14 protein-coding genes are annotated in these 15348 nt (G+C 61.9%); 7 read left to right on the top strand and 7 right to left on the bottom strand.

Translation table 11 applies throughout. The features are described from left to right. The first annotated feature begins 3 nt into the window (after positions 1 to 3). Positions 4 to 177, top strand: a complete 174-nt coding sequence (locus BKX96_RS32945; RefSeq protein WP_179092183.1) for a hypothetical protein — start codon at positions 4 to 6, stop codon at positions 175 to 177. Here BKX96_RS32945 and BKX96_RS27240 read toward each other — a convergent pair. Further along, positions 164 to 325: a DUF2986 domain-containing protein gene (locus BKX96_RS27240; RefSeq protein ID WP_077185950.1), complete on the bottom strand. Its 162-nt coding sequence runs from the start codon at positions 323 to 325 to the stop codon at positions 164 to 166. The genes BKX96_RS32945 and BKX96_RS27240 overlap by 14 nt on opposite strands. 162 nt (positions 326 to 487) lie before the next feature. Here BKX96_RS27240 and BKX96_RS27235 point away from each other — a divergent pair, with 162 nt between their 5' ends. The 6 genes from BKX96_RS27235 to nahK all read left to right on the top strand — a co-directional run bounded on the left by BKX96_RS27235 (position 488) and on the right by nahK (position 9941). Beyond that, complete coding sequence (locus BKX96_RS27235) at positions 488 to 1009, top strand: sigma-70 family RNA polymerase sigma factor (RefSeq protein ID WP_046817094.1); 522 nt, start codon at positions 488 to 490, stop codon at positions 1007 to 1009. Continuing rightward, positions 1006 to 1965: a FecR domain-containing protein gene (locus tag BKX96_RS27230; protein WP_077185949.1), complete on the top strand. Its 960-nt coding sequence runs from the start codon at positions 1006 to 1008 to the stop codon at positions 1963 to 1965. The genes BKX96_RS27235 and BKX96_RS27230 overlap by 4 nt, the downstream gene beginning before the upstream one ends. 96 nt (positions 1966 to 2061) lie before the next feature. Next, positions 2062 to 4542 (top strand): TonB-dependent siderophore receptor, encoded by a 2481-nt coding sequence (locus BKX96_RS27225; RefSeq protein ID WP_077185948.1) that lies wholly within the window; start codon positions 2062 to 2064, stop codon positions 4540 to 4542. Positions 4543 to 4781: 239 nt separating this feature from the next. Beyond that, positions 4782 to 5966, top strand: a complete 1185-nt coding sequence (locus BKX96_RS27220) for a porin (protein ID WP_046817097.1) — start codon at positions 4782 to 4784, stop codon at positions 5964 to 5966. A 248-nt stretch (positions 5967 to 6214) separates the two neighbouring features. Next, the gene (nosP, locus tag BKX96_RS27215; RefSeq protein WP_046817098.1) at positions 6215 to 7378 is read left to right on the top strand and encodes a nitric oxide-sensing protein NosP; all 1164 of its coding nucleotides are present in this window, start codon (positions 6215 to 6217) and stop codon (positions 7376 to 7378) included. Continuing rightward, a complete protein-coding gene (nahK, locus tag BKX96_RS27210) occupies positions 7347 to 9941 on the top strand; it encodes a hybrid sensor histidine kinase/response regulator NahK/ErcS' (protein WP_046817099.1) in 2595 nt (864 codons plus the stop codon). The genes nosP and nahK overlap by 32 nt, the downstream gene beginning before the upstream one ends. 132 nt (positions 9942 to 10073) lie before the next feature. Here nahK and BKX96_RS27205 read toward each other — a convergent pair whose 3' ends face one another. The 6 genes from BKX96_RS27205 to pedA1 all read right to left on the bottom strand — a co-directional run bounded on the left by BKX96_RS27205 (position 10074) and on the right by pedA1 (position 15281). Continuing rightward, positions 10074 to 10739, bottom strand: a complete 666-nt coding sequence (locus tag BKX96_RS27205; protein ID WP_046817100.1) for a response regulator transcription factor — start codon at positions 10737 to 10739, stop codon at positions 10074 to 10076. Positions 10740 to 10795: 56 nt separating this feature from the next. Next, complete coding sequence (locus tag BKX96_RS27200; RefSeq protein ID WP_077185947.1) at positions 10796 to 11353, bottom strand: PQQ-dependent catabolism-associated CXXCW motif protein; 558 nt, start codon at positions 11351 to 11353, stop codon at positions 10796 to 10798. Positions 11354 to 11592: 239 nt separating this feature from the next. Next, entirely contained in the window at positions 11593 to 12384 is a 792-nt protein-coding gene (gene pedC, locus BKX96_RS27195; RefSeq protein WP_077185946.1) for a lanthanide ABC transporter permease protein PedC, read from the bottom strand. Next, positions 12381 to 13112, bottom strand: coding sequence for a lanthanide ABC transporter ATP-binding protein PedB/LutE (gene pedB, locus BKX96_RS27190; protein ID WP_046817103.1), 732 nt, complete (start codon positions 13110 to 13112; stop codon positions 12381 to 12383). Before pedB ends, pedC begins: the two co-directional genes overlap by 4 nt. Next, entirely contained in the window at positions 13109 to 14068 is a 960-nt protein-coding gene (locus BKX96_RS27185; protein ID WP_046817104.1) for a YVTN family beta-propeller repeat protein, read from the bottom strand. Before BKX96_RS27185 ends, pedB begins: the two co-directional genes overlap by 4 nt. Positions 14069 to 14096: 28 nt before the next feature. Further along, positions 14097 to 15281, bottom strand: a complete 1185-nt coding sequence (gene pedA1, locus BKX96_RS27180; RefSeq protein WP_077185945.1) for a lanthanide ABC transporter ABC transporter substrate-binding protein PedA1 — start codon at positions 15279 to 15281, stop codon at positions 14097 to 14099. Positions 15282 to 15348 lie beyond the last annotated feature (67 nt).

Genomic DNA, 15348 nt, shown 5'->3' with positions numbered 1-15348 from the left:
ACAATGAAAATAAAAAGTCATCTCGCCTATTACGTACCGTTTTTGATCCTGTTTTTCCTGGTGTTGACCGTGCTGCTGTCGGTGCCGCCGGAGCCCGCCAGCGTCAAGGCCTGCAAGCATTACGCGAGTTGTGTGGCGATGAGTACGGGTGCGCCGAATTGGATCAATTTTCGCTAGGGGGGGTGATCGAGGCGTCACCGGCTTCAGCCGCCAGTTTCAACCGGTCAGCCTTGCTGATGTATTTCGGCTTTTTCGGTGCCAGTTTGGCGCTGGCCTTCTTGGCCTTTTCCTTGAACAGCTGCTGCAGCTTTTTTTGACGGTTCATGTTTTCCACCCGGCTTGTAAGTACTTGAATGATATCAGCGTAGCCCCTGCCTGGCCCTACCTTCCGGTGGGGTGGGGCAGGTTGGCCGTTGTGGCTATTGCAAATTACCCTGCGCACGACTGACAATGCGAGTCATTATCACTCGCGAATTATTCCATCGTCATGTCCGCCAACGACTTATCCCTGCGCAGCGCCGTCAATGATCTGTATTGCGAGCACCACGGTTGGCTCAATGGCTGGCTGCGCCAGCGCCTGGGCAATGCGTTCGATGCCGCGGACCTGGCGCAGGACACCTTTGTGCGGGTGATCAAGGCGCGAAACGCGCTGGAGATTCGCGAACCGCGACCTTACCTGTCGATGATCGCCAAGGGCTTGCTGATCGATCTGTTTCGCCGACGCTCGCTGGAACAGTCCTACCTCGAAGCCCTGGCCGCCATGCCTGAATGGCAGCAGCCCTCGCTGGAGGAACAGGCGATCCTGCTGCAAGCGCTGGTGGAAATCGACCGCCTGCTGCAAGGATTGGGGACCAAGGTCAAGCAGGCGTTCATCCTGTCCCAGTTCGACGGCCTGACCTACCCGCAGATTGCCGAGCGCTTGAATATCAGCACCCGCACGGTCAACAACTACATGGCCAAGGCCATGGAGCATTGCTGCCTGATGCAGATCCAGTTGCAACTGGCATGAGCCTGTCGCCCCCTGAGTTGCAGGCGATTGGCGACGCCGCCCGCTGGTATGCCCGGCTTCGCTCGGGGATTGCCAGCGATTCCGACCTGGCCGCCTGGAACGCCTGGCTGGCCGGCGATCCGGCCCATCGCCAGGCCTGGCAACGCATGGTCGACGTCAGCGAGCAGATGGCGAGCGTGCCGGGCTCCCTGGCGTCGCCTGCGTTGCGCGGCGCCGATCGCTCCCGGCGGCAGGTGTTGCGCAGTGTGCTGGTGCTCGCTTCAGCCGGTTCTCTGGGCTGGCTGGGCTGGCGCAGTGAAACCTCACAGAACCTGCTGGCCGATTTTCGCACCGCCGTGGGCGAACGCCGCGAGTTTCGCCTGGCCGATGGCAGCGCGTTGCTGCTCAACACCGACACGTCGGTCAACCTGCGTTTCGACGGGCGTCAACGAGTGCTCGAACTGTTGCGCGGTGAGATCCGGGTGACGACTGCAGCCGATCCCCTGCAGCGGCCGTTCAAGGTGCTCACCCGTCATGCCGAGGTGCTGGCCCTCGGCACGCGTTTCATCGTCCGCGCCCATGAACAGAGCGGTGGGGTGGCGGTGCTCGAGAAGGCCGTGGAGGTCCGTTCCGCGGGCTCGATGGTGCGTCTGGAGGCCGGTCAGTCCCTGGACTTCGATGGCCGCTCATTGGGGGCAGTACAGCGCAACGATGCGTCGGTGGGCGCCTGGCAACAGGGCAGCATCATTGCCATCAATCGTCCCTTGAGCGAGTTGCTGGCTGACCTTTCGCGCTATCGCAGCGGCGTGCTGCGCTGCGATCCGCGCATTGCCCAGCTCAAGGTATCCGGCGCATTCCCGATCGATGACACCGACCTGGCGCTGGCGGCGCTGGAGAGTGGCTTCTCGCTGCGGATCATCCGCTACAGCCGTTATTGGGTCGATGTGTCGGCGCCTGCCGGTGCGCTTTCACCGTGAGTTGAAAAAAGTTTGTCTGCCTTTGCACTTTTGATACGCAACGTTCGGCTCATCCCTCAATGAGTGTTTAGCGATTGTTTTTGGGGGAGGGCAAGCATGTTTGGGGTGTACAAGCCGGGTCGTTTGACGACCGCAGTAAAGGTCGGGTTATTGGCGGCAACGACGGTGGGCGTCTGGTCAAGCGTGACCTTGGCGGCGCAGCCGCCAGTGCAACAGCACAACTCGGTCAAGTCCTTTGATATTGCTGGCGGCAGTCTGACCGAAGTCCTCAGTCATTTCGCCAGTGCGGCGGGTGCGGCACTGTCGTTCGATGCGCGACAAACGGATGGGTTGAAGTCTCCCGGTCTGCGGGGAGCGTTTGCTGTCAGCGAAGGCTTTGCGCGGATCCTCGGCGGCAGCGGCCTCCAGGCCGAACCCCAGGCCAACGGCACTTATGTGCTGCGGCCGGTGCCGATTGTCGGTTCGGCGCTGGAACTGGGTGCGACCAACATCAATGGCCAGGTGCTGGGCGCGACCACCGAATACAGCGGCTCGTACACCACAGGTGCGATCACCATTGGCAAGGGCGAGCACTCGCTCCGGGAAACGCCGCAATCGGTCACGGTGATGACGCGCAAGATGCTCGATGACCAGAACCTCAACACCATCGACCAGGTCATGGAAAAGACCCCGGGCATCACCGTCTACGACTCGACCATGGGCGGCAAGTATTTCTATTCCCGTGGCTTTCGCATGTCGGGCCAGTACCAGTACGACGGTGTGCCCCTGGACATGGGCAACCTTTATGTCCAGGCCGACAGTTTCAGCCAGGACATGGCGTATTACGACCGGGTGGAAATCCTGCGCGGCGCCGCGGGCATGATGAAAGGCGCAGGCGGTACCGCAGGCGGGGTGAACTTCGTGCGCAAGCGCGGCCAGACCTCGGCGCACACGGACATCACCCTGTCCGGGGGCAGCTGGGATAATTATCGCGGACAGGTCGACACCGGTGGCCCGCTGAACGAATCCGGCACCTTGCGTGGCCGCGCCGTGGTCGCCGAACAGAGCCGGCATTACTTCGTCGACGACGCCAGTCGCAAGGACCAGGTGTATTACGGCGCGCTCGACCTTGACCTGAGCCCCGACACGACCCTCGGCCTGGGCGTCGCCTATGAAGACGTGGATGCCAACCCTTGCTGGGGCGGCCTGCCGCGTTATCGGGACGGCAACGACTTGAAGCTCAGCCGCTCGACCTGTCTCGATCCCTCGTGGAACACCTGGCGCAGCCAGCGCACCACCGTGTTCAGCGACCTGACCCATCAACTCAACGACGACTGGGCGTTGAAGGTCGCCAGCGTTTATACAAAAAACACCCAGGACATCAAGTACGCCTTCGCTTCCGGTGCCGTGACACCCGGCACCAATACCACCGGCATGCTGGGCAGCATGTATGACTATGACCAGGTCGACTACGGCCTGGACGCCTACGTCGATGGCATGTTCGACGCGTTCGGTCAGCGCCATGAACTGGTGGTGGGCTTCAACGCCAGCCGTTCGAAAAAAGACGACTTCTACTCGGTGGCATTCCTGCCGCAGCGGCAGAATGTGTTCAATCCCGACAAGCATATCCCCGAGCCGGATGACAGCTACTTCATCGATAACTCATCCCGCGGCGGGCCGGTCAATTCGGTGACCAAGCAGAAGGGTATTTACTCGACGCTGCGCTTGAAATTGGCGGAGCCGCTGACATTCGTCGTCGGCAGTCGGGTGAGCTGGTACGACTCCGATACCGACTCCGACTTCATCAACACCGGCACCTCGGAACATTCCAGCACCACGGAGACCGGGCAGGTGACGCCGTTTGCCGGCCTGCTGCTGGACCTCAACGAGAACCTGACGGTTTATACCAGCTACGCGGAAATCTTCACCCCGCAAGGCAATTACCGCTCCGAAGACGGTTCGGCGCTCAAGCCCCTGGTGGGCCAGAGCTATGAGCTGGGGATCAAGGGCGCCTGGTTCGACGGTCGACTGAACAGCTCGTTCAACCTGTTCCGTACGATCCAGAAAGACCAGGCGCAGACGGACTTCAACTCGTCCTGTCCGTCCTCCGACGGTTACTGCTACGTCAACGCCGGCAAAGTTCGCGCCCAGGGTTTCGAGGCCGAGATCAGCGGTGAAGTCATCGAACGCCTGCAACTGCTGGCGGGATATACCTACACCCAGACCAAGACCCTCGATGACATCGACAGCAGCCTCAATGGCGCGGCGTTCAACAGTTATGTGCCGCGGCATCTGTTGCGCGTGTGGGGCGATTACGCCCTGGGCGGGTCACTCGAGCGATTCACTGTTGGTGCCGGCGTCAACGCGCAAAGCGATAACTTCCGGGTTTCGCCCCTCAGCGGCGAGAAAATCAACCAGTCGGGTTATGCGATCTGGAACGGCCGCATCGGCTACCGCATCGACGACACCTGGTCGGTTGCGCTCAACGGCAACAACCTGTTCGACAAGCGCTACTACACCACCATCGGTACCGAATCCTTCGGTAACTACTACGGTGATCCACGCAACTTCATGCTGTCGGTCAAGGCGAGTTTCTAACGCCAATAGCACAGTCGAGGAACCAAATGCCCGGGTCGCAAGACTCGGGCATTGTTCATGGGCCTACAGGCCTACACCCTAAGTGGTGAGCCTTGCCGACAGACGGTCTTACGCCACAGTTGTCGCGCTCTTGCGGCCATGCCAAAGCACCTCGATTCCACCCCCAAGGCAGCGTATGGCGCCGCCCTTGAGCTTTCGATAATCGCCTCCGACAACTCGTCCCAGTCGCGGAGCGCGCCATGCACAACAATAAGAACTTCACGCAGCGTTTTTTGCCTGCCTTGATTGCCAGCCTGTCTACCTTCGGCCTAAGTTCGATGGCCGAGGCCGAGATCATGCTGTACGACAAAGACCAGACCACGTTCTCCACCGACGGCTACATCAATGCCTTCTACGTCAACAGCGATGTCGACCGTGCCGGCGACCAGTATGACCGCCGTCAATCGCGGGTGAAGATGGGGTTCCTGCCCAACTACCTGGGCTTCAACATGGGCAAGCAGGTCGATGACCTCAAGCTCGGTGCCCGCGCCTCGTTCTGGGTCACCATCAACGACAGTGAAACCAATGGCACCGACACCGCCATCGATGTGCGGCAGTTCTACGGCACCGTGGCCAATGCGCAGTGGGGCGAAGTGCTGATCGGCAAGGACTTCGGCCTGTTTGCCCGCTCCAACATCCTGCTCGATGAGATGCTCGCCGGTTATGGTCAGGTCAGCGATACCCTGGGGCTGGTGGATGGTGGCGGGGTGTCGTTCGGCAACATCGGCACCGGTTACCCCTATCCATTCCCGACCTCGCAGATCACCTACCGCACGCCGGTGATGGACGGTTTGCGCGTGGCGGTGGGGATCATGGACCCGGTGGACACTAATGACAGCAGCCCCACAGGCAAGGCCTATCAGGAAAATCCGCGCACCGAGAGCGAGATCACCTACCAGTTCGATCTCGCCGGAGCGCAGATCTACAGCTGGGTCAACGGCAGCTACCAGACCTCGGACAATACCGATTCCACCGTCGACACCGTCACGTCAAAAGGCGTCGGTTATGGCGTCCAGGCCAAGATGGGCGGCTTGTCCCTGACCGGCTCGGGCTTTCAGGCCAAGGGCATCAATCCCTTTTTCACCAACAACGCCGGCGAGCCGACCCTGCGCAACGTCGACAGCGACGGCTACCTGTTGCAGGGCTCCTACAAGCTGGGCAAGAACCGCCTGGCCCTGTCCTACGGCAAGACCAATGACGATGGCAACGGCGTGGTCGGCAGTGGCGCCGACTACGAGACCCGCGGCATCGCGCTGTTCCACGATGTGAACGACAACCTCAAGCTGGTGGCCGAGTACAACCAGTTCGAAATCAACGGCCATGACGGCAGTGCGCAGAACGAAGACACCGATACCGTTGCGCTGGGGGCGGTGTTGACCTGGTAATGGCTTCGTGACTATCCACTGTGGGAGCGAGCCTGCTCGCGAAGGGGCCCGGCAAATCCAGCATCTTTGTTGGCTGACCCGCCGCCTTCGCGAGCAGGCTCGCTCCCACAGGTATTCAGCTATCTGCTGGATCTGCGGCACATCTCTCATCCCATTGAAGCGCCTACCTGCTACCCAAGTAGCATTCGTGGCACCTCTCGCGCTTCGTACACTCGTGCCTCATACACACGCACCTGCGGGGGGCGACCATGCAGCAGGTCCAGAACGAAGGGATCGTCAGCGCGATGTCCCAGGCCACCGATCCCCAGCAGGTGGCGCAGGAGCTGGCGCGGCAGTTGCTGCACCCGCATCTGGGTTTCGTGTTGTTCTTCTGCTCTGCCGAATACGACTTGCAGGCCCTCGGTGGCGCCTTGCAACAGGGATTCGGCGGCATACGCCTGGCGGGTTGCACCAGCGCCGGGGAAATCACGCCGCAAGGTTATGGGCGCAACTGCGTGACGGCGGTGGGCTTCGATCATCGGTACTTTTCCATTGCCCTGGAACTGATCGACGAGATGGAGCACTTCAGCCTGATCGACGCGCAGCAGATGGTCGAGCGCCTGGTCAACGGTTGTCGCAGCAACACCCTGGCCCCGATCAAGGGCAACAGCTTTGCCCTGACCCTGCTCGATGGCCTGTCCAGCCGCGAGGAAATGGTCCTCGCCGCCTTGAGCGCGGCGCTGGGCGATATTCCGCACTTCGGCGGCTCGGCCGGTGACGACAACTACCTGACCCACACCCATGTCTACTTCGACGGCGGTTTTCGCAGCGGCGCAGCGGTGGTGGTGCTGGTCAATACCTGGCTGGACTTCGAAGTGTTCACCACCCATCACATTCTGCCGCGCGCGGACAAACTGGTGGTCACCGGTGCCGACAGCGCCTCGCGGCGCGTCTTCGAACTCAACGCCGAGCCGGCCGCCGCCGAGTACGCCCGGCACATCGGCGTGCCGGTTGGCGAGCTCGACCACCGGATCTTCGCCGCACACCCCCTGGCGGTGCGGATCAACGAGCAGTATTACGTGCGCGCCATCCAGCAGGTTCACCCTGACCTGAGCCTGAGTTTTTACTGCGCCGTAGAGAACGGCATCGTCCTCACCGCCATGACGCCTGGCCCGATGCTGCCGAATCTGCAACGCCTGTTCGACGGCTTGCAGGAACGGCTCGGCGATCTGTTGCTGACCATCGGTTGCGACTGTTTCCTCAGGCGCCTGGAGCTGGAGGACAACGGCGACCTGGAGCAGATCGGCAGTTTTTTGCGCGAGCAACGGGTGATGGGGTTCAACACCTACGGAGAACAGTTCAATGGCATGCACATCAACCAGACCTTCACCGGCGTTGCCATTGCCCGCGGCCGCTCCCTTGGACAGCGCTGAACTGCAGGCGCAAATCGCCATCCTGCAGCACGATAACCAGAAACTGCAGCGCATCAACGCGGCGTTGATCGAACGCATCGAGTCCGGCATCACTCGCGGTAACGATCCGTATGCCGCATTCCAGCATTCGGTGGTGCTGGCCGAGCAGGTGCGTGAGCGCACCGATGCCTTGAACCAGGCCATGGCCGAACTCAAGGCGGGTAATCATTTGCTCAGCGAGGCCCGCCTGCGCGCGGAAACGGCTCATCAGCACCTGATCGATGCCATCGAGAGTATTTCCGACGCCTTCGTGCTGTTCGATGCCGAGCAACGGATTGTCCTGTTCAACAGCCGCTTCAAGGCGTTCTGGACGAACAGCCGGGTGCGGATCAACGCGGGTATGCGCCTGACCGAGGTCAAGCGCCTGATGCTCAGCAACGGACTGTTTACCGAGGAGCCGCGCGGGCACGCCGACGAGAACCTGCTGTATCGCTTGCAGGACGGACGTTGGCTGCAGGTCAGCGAACGGCCAACCCAGGAGGGTGGACGAGTGATCCTGTTCACCGACATCACCGACGTCAAACACAGCGAAACCATGCGGCGCGAGCAGGCGGTGGCGCAGAAGTCGCACTTGCTGCAACGGGCGGTCGACAACCTGTCCCAAGGGGTGGCCATGGTCAACGCCGAGGGCATCCTGGAACTGTGGAACCGGCGGTTCCTGGAACTCAGCGGCCTGGCACCGGTGGCTGCCCATCGGCCCTTTGCCGAAGTCATCGCCGACAGCGAATTGACCCTGCTGACCCCGGCCAGTCGCGGCCCAAATGGGCGCCCCGTGCAAGAATGCGAGCAGCGCCTGTACGATGGCCGGGTCCTGGAAATCCGCACCCATCCATTGCCTGCCGGCGGTTTCGTCAACACCTTCACCGACATCACGGAACGCTATCAGCACGCCCAGGCCCTGAGTGAAAGCGAGCGCTGGATTCGCCTGATCACCGATCATGTGCCTGCATTGATCGCCTACCTCAATGCAGACCTGGTCTACGAGTTCACCAACAAGGTCTATGAGCAATGGTACTGCTGGCCGCGCGGCGTGATGCTCGGCCAGAGCCTGCGCGAAGTGCACAGCGAGCAGCATTACCAGCGGCTGGAACCCTACGTGGCCAGGGCGCTGGCCGGGGAGAGCGTGACCTTCGAATTCGCCGAGACCAACGTCAACAACCAGGAGCGCTACATGTTGCGCTCCTACGTGCCCAATCGCCTGGCCAGCGGCGAGGTGGTGGGGATCTTCGTGTTGATCCGTGACATCACCGAACGCCGACGTACCGCCGAGGCGCTGCACCAGGCCTATCAGAACCTCGAACGGCGGGTGCGCGAACGCACCGCCGAATTGACCCAGCTCAATGATCAGTTGCTGCGCGAAATCGACGAGCGTCGCCGGGTCGAGTCACGCTTGCGCGAAGCCAAGCTGGAGGCGGAACAGGCCAACTTGTCGAAAACCAAGTTCCTCGCCGCGGTCAGTCACGACCTGCTGCAACCGCTGAACGCCGCGCGGTTGTTCACCAGTGCCCTGTTGGAGCGCCGCGAGCCGATCGCCAACGAGCATCTGGTGCGCAATGTCAGCAACTCCCTGGAGGACGTGGAGAGTCTGTTGGGTACGCTGGTGGATATTTCCAAGCTCGATGCCGGGGTGATCAAGGCCGATATCGCCCCGTTCGCCTTGAGCGAACTGCTGGAAAACCTCGCCGCCGAATACACCGAGGTGGCGCGCAGCGAAGGCCTGCAACTGCATTTCATCCCGTGCTCGGCGCTGGTGCGCAGCGACATCCAGTTGCTGGCGCGCATCCTGCGCAACCTGTTGAGCAACGCCATTCGCTACACCTACAACGGTCGTGTGGTGCTGGGTTGTCGGCGGCATCGGCAAAGTCTGTCGATCCAGGTCTGGGACAGCGGGATGGGCATTGCGCAAGATCGTTTGGAAGAAATCTTCCAGGAGTTCAAGCGCGGCGACGTGCAACGTCCGGATCAGGATCGTGGATTGGGCCTGGGCCTGGCGATCGTCGAGAAAATAGCCGGCATCCTTGGGCACCGCATTCATGTGCGTTCGTGGCCTGGCAGGGGCTCGATGTTTTCTGTAGAAGTACCGATCAGCGCCACCGCACCCAAGGCATTGCCGAACCTGCTGATGAGTGAACCGATGCTCGAACGGCTGCGCGGAGCGCGGGTCTGGGTGCTGGACAACGATGCGACCATTTGCGCCGGGATGCGCACGTTGCTCGAGGGATGGGGCTGCCTGGTGGTGACGGCGCTGTCGGAAGAAGACCTGGCGCGGCAAGTGGACAACTACCATGCCGGCGCCGACCTGTTGATTGCCGATTATCACCTGGACAACGACCAGAACGGCGTCGATGCGGTCGCGCGGATCAATGCCCGGCGGGCCTGTGCGATCCCGGCCATGATGATCACCGCCAACTACAGCAACGAACTCAAGCAGCAGATCCGCGAACTGGGGCATACCCTGATGCACAAGCCGGTGCGGCCGATGAAGCTGAAGACGGCGATGAGTCATTTGCTCGCCAGGCCTTGAGGTTTTTGCTGTTTGTGAGGGCCTCTTCGCTGGCAAGCCAGCTCCTGCAGGGATCCGTGTCGTTCACAAATCCCCTGTGGGAGCGGGCTTGCTCGCGAAGGGGCCGACACGGTTTTCCGGTTGCCGACGAATTCAACGGCGCAGATAAGACCCGAAATCAATATCCCCGGCACTCAGGATCGCCTGCACCCGGTTGTGCACGTTGAGCTTGCGCAGGATCGCCGACACGTGCGCCTTGACCGTGGTTTCGGCGATTTCCAGGGTGTAGGCGATCTGCTTGTTCGATTCGCCCTTGGTCATCCGTTCCAGCACCTGCAACTGCTTGCGGGTCAGGGCCTGGAGCAGTTCCGGGGGGAAGCTCGGGGCATCGTTCATGCGCCGGTGGGTGCTGCTTTTGGTGGTGCGGATAATGTCCGGGGGCAGATAGACATTGCCATTGAGAATCTGCTGGATGGCCTCGGTCATCTGGGCGCGGGGCGAGGACTTGGTGATGAAACCCACGGCGCCGTAGGTGATGGCCTGGAGGACGATCTGTTTGTCCTGCTCGGCGGAGACGATGACCACGGGGATGGTCGGTGCTTCGTTGCGCAGGTTGATCAGGCCATTGAGCCCGTGCATGCCGGGCATGTTCAGGTCGAGCAGGATCAGGTCCAGGTCATCGTGTTCCTGGGTCAACGCCAGGGCGCTGTCCAGGTCGGCGGTTTCCATGACCTCGCTACCGGCGAAACCATCGCTGATGACGTTGTGTATGGCTTCGCGAAACAGCGGGTGATCGTCGGCAATCAGAATTTTGTACATAGCCTTTCACCTCATTATTTTGATTATGGTGTGGCAACAACACGCACGCGTAAAGCTCAGGGAAAGGGTTCGGGTAAAGCTTGCGTGACCGGCAGGTTGGCGGCTTGCCAGGCGTCCAGGCCATCGCGATACCAATACACTGTCTTATAGCCCAGCGTGGCCGCACGCTTGACCGCATTCCAGCTCAACCAGCAGTCGGACCGACAGTAAAAGACCAGCGGTTGCGCCAGGTCACCGGCGGTCAGCCTTTTCAGGTTGTCGGCAAAGTAAGCCTGCCATTGCGTGGTCAGCTCGCCGTCGCCGGTGTTCGCCAGCCAATGACTGCCGGGCAGGTTTTCGTGGGGCTGGTCTTCGATGAAGCGGCCTTGCAGCCATTGGTGACGGTAGACATCGATCAGCAGCGGGCGCGGTGTTTGCGCAAGCAGCGATTGCAGGGCAGGGGTGTCGACGATGGTCGCGCCTGGAAGTTGCTCCGGCGTCGGGCTGCGGTACAGGTCGATGCGATAGCCGTCAGGGGAAAACAGCGGGGTTTGCGCCTGTGCACCGCCCAGCCACAGGCTCAGCGACAGCGCAGCGAGTGTGGGACGCAACAGGTGACGTCGGGCACGCGGCATGGGGTTCGATCCTTATAGTTATGCACCCATTACATGCCAGTCGCGGGGCGTTGGGAATGCGACGATAGACAGGTGGAACCAGTACTAAAGTATTAGTTTTCCATGCTCAATGAAGATCAACTGTGAGAGCGGGCTTGTTCGCGAAGGGGCCTTCACATTCCACATGACTGCTCAATGACACACCGGCTTCGTCGGAACGCCGCCCGGAGCAAGCCCGCTCCCACAGGGGATTTTTGTGGTCAGGTGGATTTGCGCAGGGCGGCATGTTGGGGGTTGAAGGTGAGTACGGCGAGCAGTGCGAACAGCAGCGTCAGGCCTGAACACACCGCCAGCGCCAGCGGATTGAACCGCTCATACAAGGCAAACCGCACCAGTTCGACCGCATGGGAGAACGGGTTCAGCGCGCACAACCAGTACAGCCATTCGCTGGCCTCGCGCATTTTCCACAGCGGATAGAGCGCCGATGACAGGAAAAACAGCGGGAAGATCACGAAGTTCATCACCCCGGCGAAGTTCTCCAGCTGGCGGATCGCGTTCGACAGCAACAGGCCCAGGGCGCTGAGCATCAAGGCCACCAGCAACAGCGCCGGCAGGGCCAGCAGCAAACCCATGGCCGGCGGCTGCACGCCGTAGAACCAGGCAATCGCCAGGAAGGCGTACACCTGCAGCAGCGAAATCAGTGAGGTGGCCAACAGCTTGCTGCACAACAGGAAGGTGCGGGGCAGGGGACTGGTGAGCAATACGCGCATGCTACCCATCTCGCGGTCGTAGACCATCGACAGTGAGCCCTGCATGCCGTTGAACAGCAGGATCATGCAGGCCAGCCCAGGGATGATGTAGACCTCGTACGGGATGTAGGTGTCGTAGGGTTCGATGATGGCGATGCCCAGTGCGGCGCGAAAACCTGCGGCGAACACCAACAGCCATAGCAGCGGCCGCACCAGGGCGCTGAGAAACCGCGTGCGTTGCAGCACGAAACGCAGCCATTCGCGAAGCACGATACCGCGCAAGCATTGCCAGTACGCGTTCATCGGGAAGCTCCTGAAGTGGTCAGGCGAGTGAAGGCCGAGTCCAGGTCGCCGCCGTGCGCCAGGCTCAGTGCATCGGCCTGACCGCTGGCCACCAGGCGGCCCTGATGGAGGATCAACAGGTCATCGCTGGCCTGTACTTCGTCCAGCAGGTGGGTGGTCCAGAGCACGCTGATACGCTGCTCGTGGCACAGCTTGCGAATGTGCTGGTTGAGCGCCAGGCGACTGGCCGGGTCGAGGCCGGCGCTGGCTTCATCGAGCAGCAGCAGACGCGGTTCATGCAGCAGGGCACGGGCGATTTCCACTCGCCGGCGATGGCCGCCATTGAGTTCGCGCACCCGTTCGCCGCGGCGCTCGCCCAGGCCCTGGCGAGTCAGTTCCGCATCGACTCGCAAGCGCGTCTGGCGGCGTGACATGCCATGCAGCGCGGCGTGATAACGCAGGTTCTGCTCGACGCTGAGGTCCAGGTCCAGGGTGCTTTGCTGGAACACCACACCCAGTTGTTTGAGTGCCGGGCGCGGGGCGCTGCGCAATGAACAGCCGCCGACCCGGATGTCCCCGTGCTGCAGGTCATAGAGCCTTGTCAGCAGCGCGATCAGGGTTGACTTGCCGGCGCCGTTGGGGCCCAGCAGCGCGGCGAAGCGTCCAGGCGCCAGGCTGAAGTTTACCTGGCGCAGGGCCTCCCGAGGACCGTAGGCAAAGTTCAGGTCGCTGACTTCCAGGGCGTTCATGGGGTCACCACCACGCCCCAGGGATACCGCCCGACCTTTACCGATTTGCTGACCTTGAGGCTGTCGACATCGATCACCGAGACGTCACCGCTGACGCCGTTGGTGGCCAGCAGTTGCTTTTGATCCGGGGTGAATGCCATCTGCCAGACCCGGCGACCCACCAACAGGTAATCGAGAATCTCGAAGGTTTTGGCATCGATCACCGCTACATGGTTCGCGGGGCCGAGCGCGACGAAGCCATACTTGCCGTCGGCACTGAGCTTGACACCCACGGGTTGGACCTTGTCCGGATGCACGCCCTTGATCTGGAAGTTCAGGGTCTTGAGGATCTTGCGGCTGGCAACGTCGAGGATGGTCACCGTGCCACCGATTTCCGCTGAAGCCCAGAGCTGTGAACCGTCCGGCGAGAACTCGACGAAGCGCGGGCGCTGATCCACCAGCGTGCTGTCGGCCAGGGTCTGGGTGCTGGTGTCGATCCAGTGCAGCATGTTGGTGGTTTCGCTGGTGTTCACCGCCCACTTGCCGTCAGGGCTGACGGCCATGCCTTCGGGTTCGACACCGACGTTGATCTGACCGAGGACCTTGGACGTCTCGGTGTCGATCACCGTGACCAGCGCATCGTCTTCGTTGGAGACATACAGCCAGCGATTGTTGGGGTGCAGGGCGAATTGCTCGGGGTCCTTGCCCGAGGGCAGTTCCTTGATGATCTTGCGCGTGGCCACGTCCATCACCTGGACCCGGTCCGAGTCGCTGGCGCAGATGTACAGCAACTTGTTGTCATGGGACAGCAGCAGGCCACGGGGGCGCTGGCCGACGGGCAGGGTGTCGGTGACTTGCAGGGTCTGCATGTCGATCAGGCTCAGGCTGTTGTCCTTTTCATTGGAGACCCAGGCGGTGCTGGCTGCGGCGTGTCCTGCGGCGAGCAACAGGGCGCAAGAAATCAGGGTGCGGCGCATGGCAGTTTCCTTGTTGTAGTTGTTGTATTCAGGGAAAGCGGCAGCTGACCTCGGGCTTGTCGTAACCCAGGCTGTCCATCTCGTTGAACGGGTGCAGGAAGCCGTCCTGGGGCGAGGTGCTGACCAGCGCCCGAGGCTGCACGATGGGAATCGGTTGGCGCAGTTGGCCGTTCCACGGGCGGTAGCTGAGCTTGCGTCCCTTGAAACCGTCCAGCGGCAACTGGTCGCTGATTTCCAGGTCGCGGATCGCCATCGGTTCGGTCTGCCGGGATTTGCTCACGGCGCTGGCGATGCTGCGCACGGCGATCCATGCGGCGAAATCGCGGTCGTTCATCCAGCGTCCGGCCTGGGCTTCGAAGCGCTTCTGCAACTGGGCGGCGCCGTAGGTTTCCACGGTCTTGTGCCAACCCACCGGGGTCAGGCCCTGAGTCCCCGCCACCGGGCGCGGGTACCAGGTCTGGTACGGCACGTATTCGCCGAAATCGCCGCGCTCATCGGCCACCAGCACCACGTCGTATTCGGCGGTCTGGGTGAACAGTGGCATGTCGGCCTGGGCACTGCGCCGTTGATCGTTATCGAAGCGCCAGGCTTTCTCCGCCATCAGTTGCAGGCCGAAGCGTTTGGCCGCGCGACGCAGGGCGGCGGCGTAGGCTTGATCGTCCGCCGTGGGGCCGACGATCAGCAACGCCCGTTGCCATTTGCGCACTACCAGAAATTGCGCCAGCGCGTCGGCCAGCATCGCCCGGCTCGGCAGGCTGTGCAGCACGTTGGGCAGGCAATCGGTAGTGCGCAGGCTGTCGTCGGGGCTGCCGGCGTTGAACAACAGGCTGTCGGGCAGCGCTGCACTGAGTTGGCGCAGGCTGCTGGCCGGTGCATTCACCACGAACAGGCGCAGGCCTTGCTCATGCTGCGATTTTGCCGCTGTGAGCAAGGCTTCGGGGCTGTCGACGCTGGCGCTGGCCAGGCTGTAGGTGTGATTGAGAAAGCGCCCGGTGCTGTTGCTGTCGGTGATCGCCAGTTCGGCGCCGCGCAGGCCGGCGTCGGCGGGTTCGGGAATGACGTTCGACAGCAGCGGGCCAGGGTCCGGGCGATACCCCAGGTAGCCGATGCGCACCTGCAAGGGCGCGTCCGCCGCCTGGCTCTGGGAGACCAGCCCGGCGGCGCAGGCAATCGCCAGCAGGTAGATCAAGGCGTAAGGGGCAAGCTGGCGCATAGGGCTCTCCATTACAGGTAGCGCCAGCATAGGAAGCCCGGGCAGGTGTGGAAATATGCAGAAAGTA

Origin of the sequence: Pseudomonas putida (assembly GCF_001976065.1) — a bacterium.
Classification (GTDB): Bacteria; Pseudomonadota; Gammaproteobacteria; order Pseudomonadales; family Pseudomonadaceae; genus Aquipseudomonas; species Aquipseudomonas serbica.
Note: the sequence above shows the minus strand (reverse complement) of the source record. Positions and strands in the feature narration are given on the sequence as shown.

What these genes read in the sequence shown, in the direction of transcription:
- BKX96_RS32945 (WP_179092183.1), top strand. Translation starts at nt 4, where the DNA reads ATGAAAATAAAAAGTCATCTCGCCTATTACGTACCGTTTTTGATCCTG.
- BKX96_RS27240 (WP_077185950.1), bottom strand. Translation starts at nt 325, where the DNA reads ATGAACCGTCAAAAAAAGCTGCAGCAGCTGTTCAAGGAAAAGGCCAAG.
- BKX96_RS27235 (WP_046817094.1), top strand. Translation starts at nt 488, where the DNA reads ATGTCCGCCAACGACTTATCCCTGCGCAGCGCCGTCAATGATCTGTAT.
- BKX96_RS27230 (WP_077185949.1), top strand. Translation starts at nt 1,006, where the DNA reads ATGAGCCTGTCGCCCCCTGAGTTGCAGGCGATTGGCGACGCCGCCCGC.
- BKX96_RS27225 (WP_077185948.1), top strand. Translation starts at nt 2,062, where the DNA reads ATGTTTGGGGTGTACAAGCCGGGTCGTTTGACGACCGCAGTAAAGGTC.
- BKX96_RS27220 (WP_046817097.1), top strand. Translation starts at nt 4,782, where the DNA reads ATGCACAACAATAAGAACTTCACGCAGCGTTTTTTGCCTGCCTTGATT.
- nosP (WP_046817098.1), top strand. Translation starts at nt 6,215, where the DNA reads ATGCAGCAGGTCCAGAACGAAGGGATCGTCAGCGCGATGTCCCAGGCC.
- BKX96_RS27205 (WP_046817100.1), bottom strand. Translation starts at nt 10,739, where the DNA reads ATGTACAAAATTCTGATTGCCGACGATCACCCGCTGTTTCGCGAAGCC.
- BKX96_RS27200 (WP_077185947.1), bottom strand. Translation starts at nt 11,353, where the DNA reads ATGCCGCGTGCCCGACGTCACCTGTTGCGTCCCACACTCGCTGCGCTG.
- pedC (WP_077185946.1), bottom strand. Translation starts at nt 12,384, where the DNA reads ATGAACGCGTACTGGCAATGCTTGCGCGGTATCGTGCTTCGCGAATGG.
- pedB (WP_046817103.1), bottom strand. Translation starts at nt 13,112, where the DNA reads ATGAACGCCCTGGAAGTCAGCGACCTGAACTTTGCCTACGGTCCTCGG.
- BKX96_RS27185 (WP_046817104.1), bottom strand. Translation starts at nt 14,068, where the DNA reads ATGCGCCGCACCCTGATTTCTTGCGCCCTGTTGCTCGCCGCAGGACAC.
- pedA1 (WP_077185945.1), bottom strand. Translation starts at nt 15,281, where the DNA reads ATGCGCCAGCTTGCCCCTTACGCCTTGATCTACCTGCTGGCGATTGCC.